Source organism: Sulfitobacter sp. F26169L (assembly GCF_026410285.1).
In the GTDB taxonomy this organism is placed as follows: domain Bacteria; phylum Pseudomonadota; class Alphaproteobacteria; order Rhodobacterales; family Rhodobacteraceae; genus Sulfitobacter.
This window is the reverse complement of record NZ_JAPMLP010000004.1, coordinates 106,339-125,322: the sequence shown is the minus strand read 5'-3', so window position 1 is coordinate 125,322 and position 18,984 is coordinate 106,339. Positions and strand designations below refer to the sequence as shown.

Below are 18,984 nucleotides of genomic sequence, written 5' to 3'. Positions count from 1 at the left end.
CAAAAGTATCCCGGGGGAATCGGCAGCATGCCGATGGGGGCTGGCCCCCTCATCCCGTCAAAACAGGAGCAGACCATATGACACAACTGCCCACCAGTACCGAGAAGAAGCTCGGCCTTGTCATTGATCTGGACACCTGCGTAGGCTGCCACGCCTGCGTGATCTCCTGCAAAGGCTGGAACACTGAAAACTACGGTGCCCCCCTGTCAGATCAGGACCCTTACGGCGCTGATCCGTCCGGCACCTTCCTCAACCGCGTGCACAGCTACGAGGTCCAGCCAAGCCAAGGCGATGCCCAGCTGATCCACTTTCCCAAATCCTGCCTGCACTGCGATGACGCACCCTGCGTCACCGTCTGTCCCACAGGGGCCAGTTATAAACGTGTCGAGGATGGCATCGTACTGGTGAACGAAAGTGACTGCATCGGCTGTGGTCTTTGCGCATGGGCCTGCCCCTACGGCGCACGTGAAATGGACGCAGCCGCAGGTGTGATGAAAAAGTGCACCCTCTGCGTTGATCGTATATATAACGAAAACCTGCCAGAGGTGGATCGCACCCCGTCTTGCGTCCGCACCTGCCCCGCAAACGCGCGCCATTTCGGCGATTTAGGGGATCCGAATTCAGATGTGTCCAAACTGGTGGCAGAGCGGGGCGGTATTGATCTGATGCCTGAACAAGGCACCAAACCGGTGAACAAATATCTGCCCCCGCGCCCCAAAGACCAGCTTGCCCGACAGGACGAACAGCTCGACATCCTCGCCCCCTTCCTCGAACCTGTCGCAACAGAGAGCAAAGGCTTCCTGAGCTGGCTCGACAAAACGCTGGAGAAAATCTGATGCATCCCGCACCATCTGTCATCTTCTTCTCCACTTTCTCGGGTTTGGGTTTCGGCCTGCTGATCTTTCTCGGCCTCGGCATGCCCGCCACAACAGGGTGGAGCGCATTTGCCTTCTTCACCATCGCCTATCTTCTGGCGGTTGGCGGGCTCATCTCTTCCACCTTCCACCTTGGCCATCCCGAACGCGCGCTCAAGGCGTTCACCCAATGGCGCACGAGCTGGCTTTCACGGGAAGCTTGGTGCGCGGTTGCCGCCCTGACACTCATGGCGATCTACGGCGCAGGTCTGGTGTTTTTTGAACAGCGCTGGGTTTTTCTGGGCTGGCTCGGCGCGATCGCATCGCTCGGCACAGTCTTCACCACCTCGATGATCTACGGCCAGCTAAAAACCGTACCGCGCTGGAACAGTCTTTTGACACCCGCGAACTTCATTTCCCTTTGCATCGCCGGTGGCGCGCTGTTGTCCGGTCAGACCACATGGGCGGTAATCCTGCTCGCGTTGGCAGGTGCCATTCAGGTTTTCACCTGGATGCATGGCGACAGCGCATTGGCAAACAGCGGCACAGATATGGCAACTGCAACCGGCTTGGGCAGTATCGGAACCGTACGCGCATTTGAACCGCCACACACTGGCACCAATTATCTGCTGCGCGAATTTGTCTATGTTATCGGGCGCAAACACGCGCAAAAGCTGCGGATCATCGCAATTGGCCTAATGACAATTCTTCCCCTTATCCTGCTCCTGCTCCCGTTCAACCACTGGATCGCCCTGATTGCGGTCGCCGCCCATGTTGGTGGCGTTCTTGCCGCACGCTGGCTGTTCTTTGCGCAAGCCGAGCACGTCGTCGGCCTTTACTATGGCAAGCGCTAACCGCCTCCCAAGCGCTGCCCCCTTAAAGCGGCAGACGCTTTTCCACCACGCGCGCCATGACAGACGCGCCCACCGGCAGAATTTCAGGGTCCAGCAAAAAGGATGGATTGTGCAAGGGCACTGTCCCCGCATGCCCGATGATACAATATGCCCCCGGCACAACTTTCAGCATATCGGCAAAATCTTCCGATCCCGTAGCAGGCTCGGCCTTGTCAAATGTATTCTCGAGCCCGACGATATCCGCCGCCGCCTCCATATAGGCGTCTGAAAGATCATTATCGTTGATCAACACATCAAACACATTTCGCAACGCACAAGTGATCTGCACGTCATGGGCCAGTGCAAAACCGTCACAAATTGCCTGCATCCGCCCCGCGGCGAGTTCGTAAATCTCGTCCTTGAAATAACGGATCGTGCCGGCCAGTGTCGCGATCTCAGGCACCACATTATAGGCAGCCCCTGCATGCAGCTGGGTCACGGACAGCACGCAGGTATCCAGCGGCGGCACGTTCCGGCTCGCGATTGTCTGAAGCTCGCTCGTAAGGCTTGCCGCGATGATCAGCGCATCCTTTCCATCAGAGGGACGCGCCGCATGGCTGCCTTTGCCAGTCACCGTGATGTCAAAAAATGCAGCACCTGCCATGGCGACACCCTTGCAGATACCCACTTTCCCCGCCTGACCGCTCGGCCAGTTGTGCATGCCGTAAATTTCATCACAGGGAAATTGCTCAAACAGACCATCCGCAATCATCTGCCGTGCGCCGCCCAGGCCCTCTTCGGCGGGCTGAAACACCAACACAACGGTACCGTCAAAATCACGGGTCGCCGCCAGATGCTTGGCCGCCCCCAGCAGCATTGTTGTGTGCCCGTCATGGCCACAGGCGTGCATCACACCGTCATTGGTCGATGCATATTCCAGCCCTGTAATTTCTTGGATCGGCAGAGCATCCATATCGGCGCGCAAGCCCACGCGGCGGTTGCCGTGTTTCTTGCCGTGGATTAGCCCGACAACGCCAGTCTTGCCCAGCCCTGTATGCACCTCGTCCACACCGTATTCGCGCAGCTTGTCTGCGACGATGCCGCTGGTGCGGTCTTCGGTGAAGCCGATTTCGGGATGCGCGTGCAGATCACGAAAAATCGCGGTCAGTTCATCGATGCTTTCGGCAATGAGGGGAAGGATGTTCATCAGGCAGACTCCGGACACTAGAGGGTTTGCGCCACTTTATGACCGAAAATCTGCGATGGATAGGGCGGGGCCGCGCCCCACCCCGATAACTTACAGCAGGCCTGCGTGCTTCAGCCCGTCATCAATCAGCTTGCGGGTGCTGTCCAATAGTCCCGTCAAAGGCAAACGGACTTCTTCGGAACACAGATCAAGTTGCGACATGGCATATTTGACACCCACAACCCCCGGCTCGGTAAAGATCGCCTGATGCAGGGGCATCAGTTTGTCCTGAATTTCCAGCGCCTTGGCATAATCACCCGCCTTGCAGGCCGCTTGCAACTGCGACGACAGCTTCGGCGCGACATTGGCCGTGACCGAAATGCAGCCGACACCGCCTTGCGCGTTAAAGCCATGTGCGGTCCCGTCTTCGCCCGAAAGCTGGATGAAATCCTTGCCGCAGGTGATCCGCTGCGCGCTGACGCGCGACAGATCGGCGGTGGCGTCTTTGACGCCCACAATGCGCGGCAGTTTGGCCAGCTCGCCCATCGTTGCGGGCGTCATATCAATGACAGAACGTGGTGGGATATTGTAGATGATGATCGGCAATTCACAGCAATCATGCACAGCCGTGAAATGCGCAATCAAACCGCGCTGTGTGGGTTTGTTGTAATACGGGGTTACAACCAGAACGCCATTCGCCCCGACCTTTTCGGCATGTTGGGCAAGACGGATCGATTCAAGTGTATTGTTGCTTCCCGCGCCCGCAATCACGGGAATACGGCCAGCGGCGGCTTTGACCACTTCCTCAACCACCGCCTCATGTTCGCGGTGTGTCAGGGTTGGTGATTCGCCCGTTGTGCCGACAGGAACCAGACCGTTCGAACCTTCGCCGACGTGCCATTCCACGAGTTTTTTCAGCGTTTCAATATCCAGCTCGCCGTTGCGAAACGGCGTGACGAGGGCAGGCATAGAACCTGAAAACATGTGCACGCTCCTTATGTGCTGGAGACCGGAAAGGCCGCCGGGGATGAAAGCGCCCCACAAGCAGGTGCGCAAGAGAAACACAGCCCACACGCGTACACGTGAATTGAACACGCGCACAGATAGGCTATGCTATAAGGCTCTACTGTGAGCGAGATAGGAAATGCAAGCCATGACCCGCCATCTGACGGCCCTGTTGCTGCTGTGTGCCATGGCTTTGCCCGCCAATGCCGAACGCCCCCGCCCGTTGGGCTGGGGTCTGGATGCCATGCGCAGCGGCGATTTTACAGCTGCAGAAAAAATCGCCGCCCGTGACGGCGAAGTGGCCCGTGATGTGATTATCTGGCACCGTTTGCGCGCTGCGGTAGGCAGTTACGACGAAATCGTCGATTTCATCAAACGCCGCCCCGACTGGCCGGGAATGGATTACTTGCGCCGCCGCTCTGAACCCGAAGTGATCAAACAAAACGACGAAGCGATCATCGCATTTTTTGAGGAAACACCGGCACAGACCCCGCTCGGTGTTCTGGCCCACGCAGCCGCACTAACGGCCAAGGGCCTGACCGGCACTGCGCAGGCCAATCTGGTTATTGCGTGGCGCACAATGCCAATGAACGCCACATCACAAGAGGCGTTCCTTGACGCTCATGAAGCACTGTTAAAGCCGCATCATGATGCGCGGCTGGATGCAATGGTCTGGCAGCGCGAATATGACGAAGCACGTCAGATGTACGGCCTTGCCAGCAAAAGCGCAGAGCAGGCCGCCGAAGCGCGCATCGCGTTTTACCGCCGCACCGGCAACGCGGCGTCTATCTATGATAAACTGCCTGCGTCGCTGAAAGCTACAGGCGGCGTAAATCACGCCCTGTTTGAATGGCGGATCCGCAAGGGACGTGTGGGCGATGCCAAGGATCTTCTGGTAGAAGCCTCGAAAAGCTTCGATACCTTGGGCAATCCCGCCGCATGGGGCAACCGCCGTCGCGCGCTCGCACGGGGGGAAATGCGCTCGGGTGATCCGGCCCGCGCCTATGCCATGGCATCGCAGCATTTTCTTACCGAAGGGTCGGATTACGCTGATCTGGAATGGCTTGCTGGTTATATCGCCTTGCGGTTTCTGGATGATCCGCTGCGCGCGCATCAGCACTTCCTTAACCACGATTCTGCCGTCGAATCCCCCATCAGCCAAGGCCGTGCTGGTTACTGGCAGGGCCGCGCACTCGAAGCCGCGGGCGATAACGAAGGCGCGACTGCTGCTTATCGCATGGGGGCGAACTTCCAGACATCTTTTTACGGCCTTCTCGCCGCCGAACGTGCGCGCATCCCTTTCCCTGACAAGCTGAAAGGCCTGCCACCGGCACAAGACTGGCGCACAAGCGCCTTGGCAAAAGCCCCCTTGTTCGAAGCGGGTTTGTTGCTGCAAGCTTCGGGTGATTTGAACCTTGCCGAGCGGTTCTGGACCCATCTCGCAGAGCAACTGATGGAACCCGACCTTGAACTGTTGGGCCAGGCCGCGATTGATGTAGGCCAGCCTCATATCGCGGTGATGATCGGCAAACGTGCAGCGCAGCGCGGTCTGGAAATCGCCGCGCCCTATTATGCCCTGCACCCCGCAGGTGAGGCAGATCTGCCCATGGCGCCGGAAATGACACTGGCAATCGCGCGCCGCGAAAGCGAGTTCGACCCCGTTGTGCAATCCCATGTCGGCGCACGCGGCCTGATGCAACTGATGCCTGCGACAGCATTGGAAGTGGCGCAAGGGTTGGGTATCAAGGCGCAACACACGACAGACCGGTTGACCGCTGATCCGGTCTATAATGCCCGATTGGGCGCGCAGTATTTGGCAGAGCTTGCAGGGCGGTTTGACGGCAATGTTGTGATGATGGCCGCAGGATATAACGCCGGACCCAGCCGCCCGATCCGCTGGATGAACGATTATGGCGATCCGCGTGAGGGCGACATCTATATCGTTGACTGGGTTGAGATGGTTCCGTTCCGCGAAACGCAAAACTACATCATGCGGGTCACGGAAAGCCTGCCAATCTATCGCGCCCGTCTAGGCCGTGATCCGTTACCCATCTCCTTTTACGACGAGCTTACAGGCTCAACGCTGAAGGCGTTCGCGCCAAAAGGTGAATAGCCCCGCCGCCACAATGATCAAACAGCCAATAGCAACGTTGGTGCTGATTGTCTCTCCGAACACCGAGATACCGATGACCGCGACAAATGCCAGTTGCAGATACGCGAAAGGCTGCACTGCGCTGGCCTCTGCTACTTCGTAACAGCGGATCAACAGCCAGTGCCCCGTCACGCCGGTAATGCACAAACACCCCATCCACAGCCAGTCACGCGCACTCATCGGTTCCCAGAACCACATGCCCAGCAGGGTCATCGCCAACGCGCCGACAACGCCTGTCCAGAAAAAGCTGGTGGCGGTGCTGTCTCGCCGGGAGGCGTAACGTGTCAGCAATCCGTAAACGGCAAACATGGTAGCCGCCAATAGAGGGATCAGCGCGCGTACATCGAAGACCGATGCGCCGGGCTGCAAGATTATCAATACACCGATAAATCCCACCCCGATCGCCGCCCAGCGCCGCCAGCCGACACTTTCGCCTAAAACAGGACCGGACAGCGCCGCCACCAGCAGCGGATAACAGGTAAAAACAGCATGACTTTCCACCAGTCCCAGAATGGTGAAGGCGGCAACCATAACACACACCTCAAGAGCCAGCAAAAGCCCGCGCGCAATCTGGATCAGCGGTTGCGATGTCTGCGCAGCGGCACGGATGCCCCCCGCGCGCCGTTTGGCAATGGTGATCACAAAGGCCGCAAAGAACCAATACCGGATCATCACCACCATCAGCACGTTGTATTCACCCGCCAGATGTCGCGAAAGGCCATCCTGAACAGCAAACACAAACGTTGTGGCGATCATCAACGCGATTCCCAGCGGGATATTGTTGCTTTGGGTCATGGCATTACCGCGCGGGTCATATGGCGTTTACGGCCATAGCCCTGCTCGCGGGTTACGCTAAACCCCGCATCCTCCAGCCCCCTGCGTACAAATCCCGCCGCCGTGTAGGTGGCTGCCGTCCCGCTTTCAGCCGTATGCGTAGCGACCTGCGCCATCAACTCCGGCGACCAGAGCTCGGGGTTTTTTGCAGGCGAAAACCCGTCCAGAAACCACGCATCCGCACGGCCTTCCCACTTCGGCAAGGTGGCGCGCGCATCGCCTGTGATCACACGCAAGGTAAAATCAGGGCCGACCAGATGCTCGGGGAATTTGGTTTGCTGCGCCAGATCGTCAGGCAGGCCGTCAAATGCCTGCAAGGCAGCGCGCAAATCATTCATAGCCATCGGATAAGCCTCAAAGCTGGTGAATTGCAGCTTTCCTGTGCAGCCACTGGCGCGAAACGCCTGTAATGTCACCAAAAAATTCAATCCTGTACCGAAACCAAGCTCGGCCACGTGAAAACCATCCAAAAACCGTGCAGGCAGATCGTTACCAGCCAAGAACACATGACGCGTTTCATCCATCCCGTTTTCAAGGCTGAAATATGGGTCATCAAAACGGGTAGAAACAGGCACACGCCCGTCACGCCATTCAATTTGTGCTGTCTGGTCCTGCACGTGCTTGCCCTGTAATAGTTACTTTGGCGTAATCTGCGCGCAAAGCGAGGCCGGAGCAATGACCGATATCACAATCCGCGGCGCAGGCATCTTTGGCCTGTCGATTGCATGGGCCTGCGTACAGCGCGGCGCAACTGTTCAAATCATCGATCCGCACGGTGCGGGTGCAGGCAGCAGCGGCGGGCTTGTCGGTGCGCTCGCCCCGCATGTGCCAGAAAACTGGAATCCGAAAAAAGCGTTTCAGCTTGAAAGCCTGCTGATGGCCCAGACGTTCTGGCGCGAAGTTAAAGATGCAGGAGGAATAGACGCCGGCTATGCGCGCACAGGTCGCCTGCAACCCATCACAGATGGATCAGCACGTGCATTGGCCCAGCGCCGTGAGGAAACTGCGCTTGAGTTATGGCAGGACAATGCGATCTGGAAGGTAATCCCCGCCCCGCCAACCGAATGGCAACCGGTCAGCGTGGATAAGCACCTGATCTACGATACGTTAAGCGCGCACATGCATCCGCGCCGCGCCTGCGGCGCACTGGTTGCAGCACTTGCCGCAAACGGAGTGGATGTGCAGGCGGAGGCACCCGACAAAGGCGTCGTGCTGTGGGCAACGGGTGTGGCGGGGTTGCAGACCCTGAATGCCAAACACAGCCGCGCCATGGGCAACGGAGTGAAGGGACAAGCGGCTCTGTTAGCATATGACGCGCGCGGTTTGCCGCAAATTTTTGCAAGCGGTGTTCATATCATTCCCCATCTCGACGGGACTGTTGCAATCGGCTCAACCTCGGAGCGGGAATACGACAACCCCACCAGTACGGACGCGCAACTTGACGATGTGATTGTCGCTGCCCGCGCCGCTGTTCCGGTGCTGGCGGATGCCCCTGTCATTGCGCGCTGGGCGGGCGTGCGCCCGCGCGCACGATCCCGTGCGCCAATGCTGGGCGCTTGGCCGGATCGCGAAGGGCATTACATTGCCAATGGGGGATTCAAAATCGGTTTTGGCATGGCACCTAAAATCGCGCAGGTCATGTCAGACATTTTGCTCGATGGCGTGGACAATATTCCCCAAGGATTCAAAGTGGAGGATAACCTTTGACCCCATCTCTCACATCACTGGATCATCTGGTGCTGACCGTTTCAGACATCACCGAAACACTTGCGTTCTATACCGATGTATTGGGCATGACCCATACGCCATTTATCGTGGCAGACGGTACCACCCGTCATGCACTGACAATCGGCGCGATGAAAATCAACCTCCACCAGCAGGGTGCGGAATTCGAACCAAAAGCGGGACACGTGCAATGTGGCTCTGCCGATTTGTGTTTTCTCACATCCACACCGCTGGACAAATGGCAGACGCATCTTGCGGCCCATGGCGTCGACATCAAGGACGGTCCGGTTCCGCGCAGCGGCGCAGCCGGACCGATCATCTCGATCTACCTAAGGGACCCCGATAGCAACCTGATCGAGATCAGCGTGCCGGCCTAGGCCGGAATTTCAGCGCGCAACGCTTCCATCAGTTGCGTCAATTCCTTGATATAGATTTCGCCTGTGAGCTGGCCATTTTCGTCAAACGCGGCATGGCTGGACGCAACATGGATCTCAGGCCCTTGCAGGATACGCGGGCGGAACGGCACCATAAAGCTACGCAGAACAAGCTGCGCACGCTCTCCGCCTGCCCGGCCACCGGTCGCAGACATCACCGCGACCGGTTTGTTGTTCCACGGTTTTGCCGGCGTACGGCTAACCCAATCCAGCGCATTCTTCAGCGCACCTGACGGGCCTTTGTTATACTCTGTCGTCGAAATCAGCACCGCATCCGCATCCGCAATCTGCTGTGCCAGCTTTTCAACCGACTCTGGTGCGCCATGCGCCTGCTCGTCATCTTCGTTAAACAACGGCAGGTTAATATCTGCCAAAGTATATTCAGCATCACCGAACAAACGCGCAGCTTCTGCCAGCAACAGTGTGTTGTGGCTGTGTTTGCGAAGCGAGCCTGAAATGCCAAGCAGTTTTGGAGTGGTCATGGGTGGTTCCTTGTTTGAAATGCGTTGAGCGTAAAATGAGGCAATTTACCATCTTCTCAAGTATCGCTGCATACACAGGTTCTGTGCGTGTTTGCGCAAGCTAAATGAAAACGGCCCCGACACATTGCTGCATCGGGGCCGAAAATGGTATTTCGTGAAGGATCAAGCCGCGTTTGGCAGGATCACAATTTCAACACGGCGGTTTTGTGCTTTGCCTTGCGGGTTCAGGTTGCTGGCAACCGGTTGCGATTCACCGCGACCATAGCTTTGGATGCGCGCGCGCGACACACCGTTGTTGATCAGAACAGATGCAACCGCGTTTGCACGGCTTTCGGACAACTGCTGGTTAAACGCCGCTTCGCCGTCACTGTCAGTGTGACCGACAATTTGCACAGTCGAGTCAGGATAAGCCTGAAGGTTTCCGGCCACAGCACCCAAATCGCGTTGCAAATCAGGGCGTACCGCGCTGGATCCTGTTGCAAACAGAATATCCTGCGGCAATGTCACAATCAGACGGTCACCGGTGTTGTTAATCGTGACGTTGTCATTGCCAAGGCTTGCGCGCAGATCGCGCTCCTGCTTGTCCAACAATGCACCGGCACCCGCGCCCAAAGCTGTGCCAATGATCGCGCCCTTGATCGCGCCCTTCGCGCGGTTACCGTCCCCCTTGGACAGTGCCCCCACCAGAGCACCTGCGCCCGCGCCGATCAGCGCGCCGTTTTTAGTTTTCTGGTTTGCATCACCCGGCTGCGCCAGAATGGAGCCGTTCGGATTGGTACATGCGCCAAGTGCGATTACGCCCGTCACCGCAACAACGAGTGGGAATTTCATAAATGTCATAGTTATACTGCCTTACTGTTTGCGCTCCGTTCGGGCGAAGCATCTTTTCGATGAACGCAATATATGCCGCATTTGTTCCTGACAAAATGCCGGAATAGGGGGAATAAGCGACATACCGCGCACTTTTTAAAACTATGTTACAGATTACTCAGCATCGCGGCGCGCGGACTCATATCCCAGCATTGCCCGCTTCAGCGGCAATCCCCAATGATACCCGCCCAAACCGCCAGACTTCCGCAACACACGGTGGCAAGGGATCAGGTATCCGATGGGGTTGCGACCAACGGCAGTGCCCACGGCACGTACCGCGCGCGGACTACCGATTGCCTGTGCGATCGCGCCGTATGTCGTGACCTGCCCCTCGGGCAGCCGCAACAAAGCTTCCCACACCTTGATCTGGAACGGCGCACCGGTCAGATACAGCGGCGCCGTTTCGCCTTCCTTGCCTTGTCCAAAAGCAATGCGCACCCACTCCTCAAGTGCTGCGGGGTTTTCACGATATCGCGCAGCGGGCCAGCGCGAGCGAAGATCGTTCATCGCTGCCTGTTTCCCTGTTTCCGCCGCCAATGACAGTCCACAAATCCCTTTCTGTGTGCCCATCACAAGTACAGGGCCAAAAGGGCTGTCAAACCAGCCCCAATCTATTTCAAGCCCCACGCCGCCGGATGCGAAATCCCCGGGGCTCATCGCTTCCCATCTCACAAACAGGTCGTGCAGACGGCCCGTACCGGACAATCCGCTGGCGTGGGCTGCCTCAAGTGTTGTGAACCGCGCCCGCAGCAGGCTCTTTGCATGACCAAGGGTGAGATATTGCTGATAGCGCTTGGGCGACACGCCTGCCCACGTGGAAAACACCCGCTGAAAATGCGCCGCACTCATGCCCATTTCACCAGCAAGCGCATCCAGCCCTAACGGGGTTTCAGCGTTGTCAATCAGCGCAATAGCACGGGCGATCACACCGTAATGATAGGTGTTTGTGGCCCTGTCGGGGTTTTGCATCATCTGTGTCATAGCTGCACAATATCCCGCCCCCTGCTTGCACGCGACCCGAAACCTGCGCATATCTATCGGCCATGAACAAACCATCAAAACAGCTCGACTATCACACGATCCGCGCGATCATGGAACGCTTTCAAGAGGCGGAACCGGAACCCAAGGGAGAGCTGGAGCATGTGAATGTCTATACTCTGGTTGTGGCAGTGGCCCTGTCGGCGCAGGCCACCGATGCAGGCGTAAACAAAGCCACCCGTGCGCTGTTCAAGATCGCGGACACCCCGCAAAAGATGCTTGATCTGGGCCTTGAAGGGCTGACCGAACATATCAAAACCATCGGCCTGTTTCGCCAGAAGGCAAAGAACGTCATCAAGCTTAGCCAGATTTTGGTTGATGAGTATGACGGCATTGTTCCCAACTCCCGCGCGGCGCTGCAATCATTGCCCGGTGTCGGGCGAAAAACCGCGAATGTGGTGCTGAATATGTGGTGGCACCAGCCCGCACAGGCGGTTGACACGCATATCTTTCGCGTCGGCAACCGTACAGGCATTGCGCCCGGCAAAACCGTGGAAGCGGTCGAGCGCGCGATCGAAGACAATATTCCCGCAGATTTCCAGCTGCACGCGCATCACTGGCTCATCCTGCACGGACGTTATCATTGCAAGGCACGCAAACCGCAGTGCCGGACCTGTATCATCAAAGACCTCTGCCTATACAAGGACAAGACAGAATGAAAACCTATGACCTCGTCGGTATCGGCAACGCTGTTGTGGATGTAATCAGCCATTCGGACGATACGTTTCTGGACAACATGGGCATCGAAAAAGGCATTATGCAACTGATCCCGCAAGACCGCGCAGAAGTGCTCTATGCCGCCATGGGCGAGCGTGTACAAACCCCCGGTGGTGCAGTTGCCAACACCATTGCAGGGGTTGGCGCACTGGGTCTGAACACTGCGTTTATTGGCCGGGTGCGTGACGATGAACTGGGCCATTTCTATGCGGATGCAATGACAGACAACGGCACCGATTTCGTCAACCCGCCTGTAACCGGAGGGGATACTCCGACCTCGCGCAGCATGATCTTTGTCACCCCGGACGGGGAGCGGTCGATGAATACATATCTGGGCATATCGACAGGTTTGTCATCTGCCGATGTACCCGCTGACGTAGCAGGCAACGCCAAAATCATGTTCCTCGAAGGGTATCTGTTCGACGAAGACGCGGGCAAAACCGCATTCCGCGAGGCCGCGCGCGCAGCCAAGGCCGGCGGCGGCATGGCAGGCATCACCATTTCCGATCCCTTCTGCGTAGAACGCCACCGCGCGGATTTTCTACAGATGATCGAACATGAGCTGGATTTCGTCATCGGCAACGAGGCCGAGATCAAATCCCTGTTCGAAACCGACGACCTGGAAGCCGCGATGCTGAAAACCGCCGCCATGTGCCCTATCATGGTCTGTACGCGCAGCGGTGACGGCGTGACCCTGATCCGCGCAGGGGAACGTGTAGACATCCCCGCCCCCGAGCGTATCACACCCGTTGACGCAACCGGCGCAGGCGATCAATTTGCCGCCGGTTTTATCTATGGCATGGCAACGGGGCGCGATCTGAAAACATGCGGACTGATGGGCAATCTGTGCGGCGCGGAAGTGATCAGCCACATAGGCCCACGCCCCGAAAAGGATATGAAAGAAGTGTTCCGCAACGCTGGTCTGGTCTGATGCTGACAAACGGTTTTCACGCTGTTCCCAAGGGCAAGCTGGCTGTGGTGGTCACTTATCTGGAGATGCACACGCAAGCTGCGACAACTTACGCTCCTCTACCCGACGGAGTGACGCTGCGGCAGGTGAGCCCGACACTGGACTGGTATCGCGATATCTTCACCCGCGTCGGTGCACAGGATTGGCTTTGGGCAGAGCGGTTGAAACTGTCGGATGCCGAATTGCAGACCATCATCAACCACCCGAAAGTGACGATCTTTACCCTCACCAAAAACGGGATAGACGAAGCCCTGCTGGAGCTTGATTTTCGCACCGGCGACGAATGTGAACTGGCCTATTTCGGCCTGACCACAAACCTGATTGGCACGGGTGCGGGGCGCTGTCTGATGAACAAGGCAATCAGCCACGCATGGAGCCGGAACATCAGCCGGCTTCACGTCCATACCTGCACAATCGACAGCCCCCAAGCGCTCAATTTCTATATTCGCTCGGGCTTTACCCCCTACAAACGCGCCGTCGAGATTGATGACGATCCCCGCATCACCGGTGTACTTCCGGCCACCGCTGGCGACGGGGTTCCCGTTATCTAGGTGGCTGGCAACGCTGACCGGCAAAGCAGCGCTTTACCGTGTCGATCATTTCGGGTGTCGGCGTGTCAAACAGGAACCCTCCGCACGGATTGGTCGAGACAACATAACCATCCGCCCCGATCTCGACAAATGCCAATACCTCGGTGCCGTGCGGGGCCGATGCACACCACGGCCCGAAACACGCAACCGACAGTGTGACGGGCGAACTGAACGGCGTTGCAAACCCCTTGCGTGACAGCGATGCACCGGTAAATGCGGCCTTGATCCGCGTTGCATCACGGCTTGGCTTTTGTTTGTTGTACCCTGCCTTGGGCAACTTGCGGGCATCAAACTCAAGCACCCCTTTGACGATTGAAAATTCTGCCGGGTCCGATTTCGCCCGCTGAAATGCGGCCTCTATGGAATGTGGCATACACGACAGCGCGAGCGCCTGCACCGGCGCCAGACTGACCATCACAGCACATACAGCGGCTTTCACAACCTGTCTCCGAACGCCTCGACAACACGCGCGTAAACATCGCGTTTGAATGGCACGATCCCTGCCAGCATCTCGTTGGGTGCCAGCCATTTCCATGCCGCAAACTCCGGCTCTGCTGTTTGTATATTCACCTGATCATCCGTGCCGTTGAAGCGTAACAAAAACCACTTCTGCTCTTGCCCGCGAAACCGCCCGTTCCAAATTTTTGGCACCAGATCATAGGGCAACTCATAGGGCAGCCAACCCTCGGTTTCGGCTTCGATGCGCACCAGATCACGGGTGATTCCCGTTTCCTCCTCCAATTCGCGCAAGGCAGCCTCCGTCGCATCCTCCCCCGGATCAACGCCACCCTGCGGCATCTGCCACGCCTCGTAATCACGATCCAGCCGCTGACCCACAAACACCTCTCCGGCTGCGTTTGCCAGCATAAGACCCACACAGGGGCGATAGGGCAGTTTTTCAATTTCTTCCGGCGTCATTACTTTATCCAACTCTTTATAGTTCTAATCATAGCTTACAGTATCTCTGGCGGCCCTGAAACCATCGCCGGCCTGACGCCGCGTTCTTGGTGACATTTCATGCCGCCCCCGCCATGATCACACCCAAGCCACACCTAGGAAAAGGTCCATCAATGTCCAGTTATCCCAATATGCTAAAGCCCCTCGATCTTGGCTTCACCACGCTGAAAAACCGCGTCCTGATGGGGTCGATGCACACAGGTCTGGAAGAAACGAAAGACTGGGATCGCGTTGCCGAATTTTATGCCGCACGCGCACGCGGTGGTGTCGGCCTGATGGTTACCGGCGGCATTGGCCCCAATCTGGAAGGCTCCGTTTTGCCCGGCGCAGCGATGATGACCACTGATGAGGACGTAGCAAACCATAAAATCGTCACCGACCGTGTGCATCAGGCAGATGGCAAGATTGCGATGCAAATCCTGCATGCAGGCCGTTACGCCTATGGGCCGAAATGTGTGGCCCCCTCGGCCATCAAATCTCCTATTTCCCCCTTTCCGCCAACCGAACTGGACGCTGAAGGAATCGAAAAGCAAATCGCCGACATCGCGGCCTGCGCAGGTCGCGCGCAGCAGGCAGGCTATGACGGCGTCGAGGTCATGGGGTCGGAAGGTTACTTTCTGAACCAGTTTCTCGTCACCCACACCAACAAGCGCACGGATGAATGGGGCGGTTCTTACGAAAACCGCATGCGCCTGCCGATCGAAGTTGTGAAACGTGTACGCGAAACAGTCGGCCCTGATTTCATCGTGATTTACCGTCTGTCGATGATTGATCTGGTGCCGAACGGCTCCACCTACGACGAGGTTGTGCAGCTGGCGGTCGAAATCGAAAAGGCCGGTGCGACCATCATCAATACAGGTATCGGCTGGCACGAAGCCCGCATCCCCACAATCGCCACATCCGTCCCGCGCGCCGCATTCGCTTGGGTCACGAAAAAACTGATGGGTAAAGTCTCGATACCCCTCGTTGCGTCCAACCGCATAAACACGCCCGAGGTCGCGGAAGAGGTGCTTTCAACCGGATGCGCCGATATGGTGTCCATGGCGCGCCCGATGCTGGCTGATGCTGATTTTGTAAACAAGGCCGCAGCAGACAAGGCTGATCACATCGCCCCGTGCATTGCCTGCAACCAGGCCTGCCTCGATCACACCTTCAGCGGTAAAATCTCTTCCTGTCTCGTCAATCCGCGCGCCTGCTATGAAACCGAACTGGTTCTCGAGCCCACAAGCACACCAAAGAAAATCGCTGTCGTTGGTGCAGGCCCCGCCGGCCTCTCCAGCGCTATCGCAAGCGCCGAACGCGGCCACTCTGTCACCATCTTTGATCGTGCCGCGGAAATCGGCGGCCAGCTAAACCTGGCCAAGCAAGTCGCAGGAAAGGAAGAATTCTGGGGCCTCGTCGACTGGTACCGTACAATGGTCAAGCATCACGGCATTGATGTGAAACTGAACACCGATGTTTCCGCCAATGATCTCGACGCGTTCGACGAAGTGATCATCGCCACAGGTGTGATCCCCCGTGATCCGCAGATCGACGGGCAGAACGGTGACAACGTCTTCAGCTACATCGAGGTGCTTCAAGGCCGCGCAAAAATCGGCAATCACGTCGCAGTAATCGGCGCCGGTGGTATCGGCTTCGATGTCGCCGAACATCTGGTGCACGATGGCGAAAGCACCACAGTCAACCTGCCCGAATGGATGCGCGAATGGGGTGTTGCTGACCCTGCCGATCATCGCTCCGGCCTCGCACCCGAAGGCCCGCAACCCCATCAGCCAACCCGCGCCATCACCATGATGCAACGTAAACCCTCAAAACCCGGGAAAGGCCTCGGCAAAACGACAGGCTGGATCCACCGCGCCTCGCTCACCATGAAAGAGGTCAACATGATCGCCGGCGTCAACTATGAACGGATCGACGACGAAGGCGTGCACATCTCCTTTGGCGAAGCCCGTGAAAACCCGCAGGTCATCCCCGCCGATACCGTTGTTCTTTGCGCAGGCCAACTCTCCGACCGCCCGCTCGCCGATGCGCTGGAAGCCAAAGGCAAAACCTGCCACATTATCGGTGGTGCGGACGTCGCCGCCGAACTCGACGCAAAGCGCGCTATCGACCAGGGCACAAGGCTCGCCGCCACACTCTGATCCCTATTTCTTTTGGCAAAAAATATCCCGGGGGCGTCTTTCCCTCGGGAAAGACGGGGGCAGCGCCCCCAAACGCGGCTATTGCAGCAAACGCACCTCTCGTAAACAATACGCACACACTCATGCATAAGGACGTGCAATGCCCATCTGCGTTTTTGACATTGCCGAAGACGGCAGCGCAACCGTTCCAGTAACCGACAGCCTAACCGGTCCTGCACGTTACCGCTGGTGGCATTTTGATCTTTCCGACCCCCAACTCGCACCCTGGTGTGCCACACATCTGCCAGCCGTTCCCGCAGGCGCACTGATGCAGCCCGAAACGCGGCCCCGCTGCGACACTTACGAAAACGGGCTGATCCTGAACTTGCGCGGGATGAACCTCAACGCCGGACAACCAGCCGAGGAAATGGTCTCGGTCCGCATGTGGGTCACCGATGCTGCTGTCGTTACTGTAAGAATGCGCCGTGTTTTTGCTATAGACGAAATCCGTCAATCTGCGGTTGCGCAAATGGCGCCGCCGACGCCTGCGGCCTTTGTGACAACGCTGGTCACTCATCTGACCACCCGTATCCAGACAGAGGTGGCCTCCATCAGTGCCCTGACAGAGTTTTTCGAAGCCGATCTCGAAGATGAAACAACCGCGATCCCTTCCGAACTGCCCCGCACCCGCCGCCGCGTTATCCGTCTGCGCAGATATCTTGATCCGCAGCGCGCAGCCCTGAACAGCTTGGCAAAGGCAGCGTTGATCCCCGAAGATGACCATCCCGCTCTGCGTGAACTCGCCAACCGGACCACAATGTCCGTGGAAGAACTTGACGCCCAACGTGACCGCCTGATTGCCGTGCAAGACGATCATGATCTTGATGTCGCACGCAAACAGGCGCGGCACAGTTATCTAATTTCTGTCGGCGCTGGTATTTTCCTGCCAATCAGCTTTTTAACCGGCCTGTTCGGCGTAAACATCGGCGGTATGCCGGGTATTCAAAGCCCGTGGGCCTTTACCGTCTTGTGTCTGGCGATGGTTGCACTTGCAGCCGCGCTTATTGTGATCATCCGGCGCAGAAACTGGCTCTGATACCTGCCGGAAACACATTGTTGCCCTGTTTCCTGCCTTGCAACGGTTGTGCAATTACCTTGCTACTGTCCCACCCATGCCCAGATTGCGCCCCATTCCACCGTCATAGCTGATCCTCGAAATAAGAATGGAAGGGGACGGTACATGGACCGCCTGACAGAAATGGAAGCATTCGCCACTGTGGTGGATCAGGGGGGCTTTACCGATGCCGCCAAAAAGATGGGGATCTCAAAATCCGCCGTCTCGAAACACGTCTCCTCGCTTGAGGCACGTCTGGGCGCGCGTCTACTCAACCGGACAACCCGTCGTGTTTCACCGACAGAAATCGGACTTGCCTATTATGACAGGGCGCGGCGGGTGTTAAACGACGCCGGTGAGGCGGATGCGCTGGTCACCTCCATGCAATCAGCCCCTTCGGGACTGTTGCGCATTTCGGTTGCAACCGATTTCGGGGTCAACCACCTCTCGCCGGTGCTGTCCGAATTCCTCGGGGATTTCCCTGACATCACGGTAAACATGGTACTCAACAACCGCTACGTTGAGCTTATCTCTGAAGGCTTCGATATGGCTGTGCGCATAGGAGAGCTGGAGGACAGCACGCTGCGCGCGCGAAAGCTGACAGAGACAACCAAACGTATGATCGCCTCACCTAAATATTTCGAAAAATATGGCCGGCCTGAAAAGATCGACGATCTGAACGATCACAAGCTGCTGCATTATTCGAACCAGTCCAGCGGCAATGTCTGGAAACTGACCGCCCCCTCCGGCGAAAAGCGACAGGTACGCACGGCAGGCTGGCTTTCGGTCAATGACGGCCAGTCCCTGCTCAATGCCGCAATTTCCGGCCTTGGCATCGCCTATCTGCCCAGCTTTCTTTATTCGGAAGCGATGGAGAAAGGTCTGATTGTCGATGCGATCCCCGATCTGCCGCAAGAAACACAAGGCATCTATGCTGTCTATCCGCCGGGCCGGTTTACCCAACCCAAGGTCCGCGCCTTTATCGATTTTCTGGTCCACGCTTTTGCCGAAAAAGGCCCAAGCGACTGGTAACCGGACACGCTCCACCATCTCCCCTCGGTGAAACTCACCCCCGGTATTGCGCAAGTGGTATCGGGGGCTTT

20 protein-coding genes are annotated in these 18,984 nt (G+C 57.5%); 11 read left to right on the top strand and 9 right to left on the bottom strand.

The genetic code is table 11. The features are described from left to right. Positions 1-77: 77 nt before the first annotated feature. Both OS189_RS09795 and OS189_RS09790 read left to right on the top strand, forming a co-directional pair. The gene (locus tag OS189_RS09795) at positions 78-836 is read left to right on the top strand and encodes a 4Fe-4S dicluster domain-containing protein (RefSeq protein WP_267167135.1); all 759 of its coding nucleotides are present in this window, start codon (positions 78-80) and stop codon (positions 834-836) included. Beyond that, positions 836-1,708: a dimethyl sulfoxide reductase anchor subunit family protein gene (locus tag OS189_RS09790; RefSeq protein ID WP_267167134.1), complete on the top strand. Its 873-nt coding sequence runs from the start codon at positions 836-838 to the stop codon at positions 1,706-1,708. Before OS189_RS09795 ends, OS189_RS09790 begins: the two co-directional genes overlap by 1 nt. A gap of 22 nt (positions 1,709-1,730) precedes the next feature. Here OS189_RS09790 and OS189_RS09785 read toward each other — a convergent pair whose 3' ends face one another. After that, on the bottom strand, positions 1,731-2,894 hold the full coding sequence (locus OS189_RS09785) for a M20 aminoacylase family protein (RefSeq protein ID WP_267167133.1): 1,164 nt from the start codon (positions 2,892-2,894) through the stop codon (positions 1,731-1,733). Positions 2,895-2,984: 90 nt separating this feature from the next. Then, positions 2,985-3,857 (bottom strand): 4-hydroxy-tetrahydrodipicolinate synthase, encoded by an 873-nt coding sequence (dapA, locus tag OS189_RS09780; protein ID WP_267167132.1) that lies wholly within the window; start codon positions 3,855-3,857, stop codon positions 2,985-2,987. A 160-nt stretch (positions 3,858-4,017) separates the two neighbouring features. Between dapA and OS189_RS09775 the strand changes: the two genes are divergently transcribed. After that, entirely contained in the window at positions 4,018-5,991 is a 1,974-nt protein-coding gene (locus OS189_RS09775) for a lytic transglycosylase domain-containing protein (RefSeq protein ID WP_267167131.1), read from the top strand. Here OS189_RS09775 and OS189_RS09770 read toward each other — a convergent pair. Both OS189_RS09770 and mnmC2 read right to left on the bottom strand, forming a co-directional pair. After that, positions 5,956-6,825 (bottom strand): DMT family transporter, encoded by an 870-nt coding sequence (locus tag OS189_RS09770; RefSeq protein WP_267167130.1) that lies wholly within the window; start codon positions 6,823-6,825, stop codon positions 5,956-5,958. The genes OS189_RS09775 and OS189_RS09770 overlap by 36 nt on opposite strands. Then, positions 6,822-7,481 carry a tRNA (5-methylaminomethyl-2-thiouridine)(34)-methyltransferase MnmC2 gene (mnmC2, locus tag OS189_RS09765; protein ID WP_267167129.1) on the bottom strand — a complete coding sequence of 220 codons (660 nt, stop codon included), beginning with the start codon at positions 7,479-7,481 and terminating at the stop codon, positions 6,822-6,824. Before mnmC2 ends, OS189_RS09770 begins: the two co-directional genes overlap by 4 nt. Before the next feature lie 58 nt (positions 7,482-7,539). Here mnmC2 and OS189_RS09760 point away from each other — a divergent pair, with 58 nt between their 5' ends. Then, positions 7,540-8,571: an NAD(P)/FAD-dependent oxidoreductase gene (locus tag OS189_RS09760; RefSeq protein WP_267167128.1), complete on the top strand. Its 1,032-nt coding sequence runs from the start codon at positions 7,540-7,542 to the stop codon at positions 8,569-8,571. After that, positions 8,568-8,966, top strand: coding sequence for a VOC family protein (locus OS189_RS09755; protein ID WP_267167127.1), 399 nt, complete (start codon positions 8,568-8,570; stop codon positions 8,964-8,966). Before OS189_RS09760 ends, OS189_RS09755 begins: the two co-directional genes overlap by 4 nt. Here OS189_RS09755 and OS189_RS09750 read toward each other — a convergent pair. From OS189_RS09750 to OS189_RS09740, 3 genes are all read right to left on the bottom strand, one after another. After that, positions 8,963-9,505 carry an NADPH-dependent FMN reductase gene (locus OS189_RS09750; protein WP_267167126.1) on the bottom strand — a complete coding sequence of 181 codons (543 nt, stop codon included), beginning with the start codon at positions 9,503-9,505 and terminating at the stop codon, positions 8,963-8,965. The two genes, OS189_RS09755 and OS189_RS09750, sit on opposite strands and share 4 nt — an antisense overlap. Before the next feature lie 162 nt (positions 9,506-9,667). Then, the gene (locus tag OS189_RS09745; protein WP_267167125.1) at positions 9,668-10,345 is read right to left on the bottom strand and encodes a YiaD family glycine zipper/OmpA-like lipoprotein; all 678 of its coding nucleotides are present in this window, start codon (positions 10,343-10,345) and stop codon (positions 9,668-9,670) included. Positions 10,346-10,489: 144 nt separating this feature from the next. Further along, positions 10,490-11,356 carry a methylated-DNA--[protein]-cysteine S-methyltransferase gene (locus OS189_RS09740; protein WP_267167124.1) on the bottom strand — a complete coding sequence of 289 codons (867 nt, stop codon included), beginning with the start codon at positions 11,354-11,356 and terminating at the stop codon, positions 10,490-10,492. Between the two features lie 62 nt (positions 11,357-11,418). On the opposite strand from OS189_RS09740, the gene nth reads away from it, so the two are divergent. From nth to OS189_RS09725, 3 genes are read left to right on the top strand one after another with little or no spacing between them, the layout of a single operon-like run. After that, positions 11,419-12,072: an endonuclease III gene (gene nth / locus OS189_RS09735; RefSeq protein WP_267167123.1), complete on the top strand. Its 654-nt coding sequence runs from the start codon at positions 11,419-11,421 to the stop codon at positions 12,070-12,072. Next, entirely contained in the window at positions 12,069-13,061 is a 993-nt protein-coding gene (locus tag OS189_RS09730) for an adenosine kinase (RefSeq protein ID WP_267167122.1), read from the top strand. Before nth ends, OS189_RS09730 begins: the two co-directional genes overlap by 4 nt. Beyond that, positions 13,061-13,651 (top strand): GNAT family N-acetyltransferase, encoded by a 591-nt coding sequence (locus tag OS189_RS09725; RefSeq protein WP_267167121.1) that lies wholly within the window; start codon positions 13,061-13,063, stop codon positions 13,649-13,651. The genes OS189_RS09730 and OS189_RS09725 overlap by 1 nt, the downstream gene beginning before the upstream one ends. Here OS189_RS09725 and OS189_RS09720 read toward each other — a convergent pair. Together OS189_RS09720 and OS189_RS09715 are read right to left on the bottom strand one after the other, a co-directional pair. After that, the gene (locus OS189_RS09720; RefSeq protein ID WP_267167120.1) at positions 13,644-14,129 is read right to left on the bottom strand and encodes a hypothetical protein; all 486 of its coding nucleotides are present in this window, start codon (positions 14,127-14,129) and stop codon (positions 13,644-13,646) included. The genes OS189_RS09725 and OS189_RS09720 overlap by 8 nt on opposite strands. Then, on the bottom strand, positions 14,126-14,608 hold the full coding sequence (locus OS189_RS09715) for an RNA pyrophosphohydrolase (RefSeq protein WP_267167119.1): 483 nt from the start codon (positions 14,606-14,608) through the stop codon (positions 14,126-14,128). Before OS189_RS09715 ends, OS189_RS09720 begins: the two co-directional genes overlap by 4 nt. 152 nt (positions 14,609-14,760) lie before the next feature. On the opposite strand from OS189_RS09715, the gene OS189_RS09710 reads away from it, so the two are divergent. The 3 genes from OS189_RS09710 (at position 14,761) to OS189_RS09700 (ending at position 18,913) form a co-directional block, all read left to right on the top strand. Further along, complete coding sequence (locus OS189_RS09710; protein ID WP_267167118.1) at positions 14,761-16,788, top strand: NADPH-dependent 2,4-dienoyl-CoA reductase; 2,028 nt, start codon at positions 14,761-14,763, stop codon at positions 16,786-16,788. A gap of 139 nt (positions 16,789-16,927) precedes the next feature. After that, complete coding sequence (locus tag OS189_RS09705) at positions 16,928-17,863, top strand: CorA family divalent cation transporter (RefSeq protein ID WP_267167117.1); 936 nt, start codon at positions 16,928-16,930, stop codon at positions 17,861-17,863. Between the two features lie 144 nt (positions 17,864-18,007). Beyond that, positions 18,008-18,913, top strand: a complete 906-nt coding sequence (locus OS189_RS09700; protein ID WP_267167116.1) for a LysR family transcriptional regulator — start codon at positions 18,008-18,010, stop codon at positions 18,911-18,913. Positions 18,914-18,984: the final 71 nt, after the last annotated feature.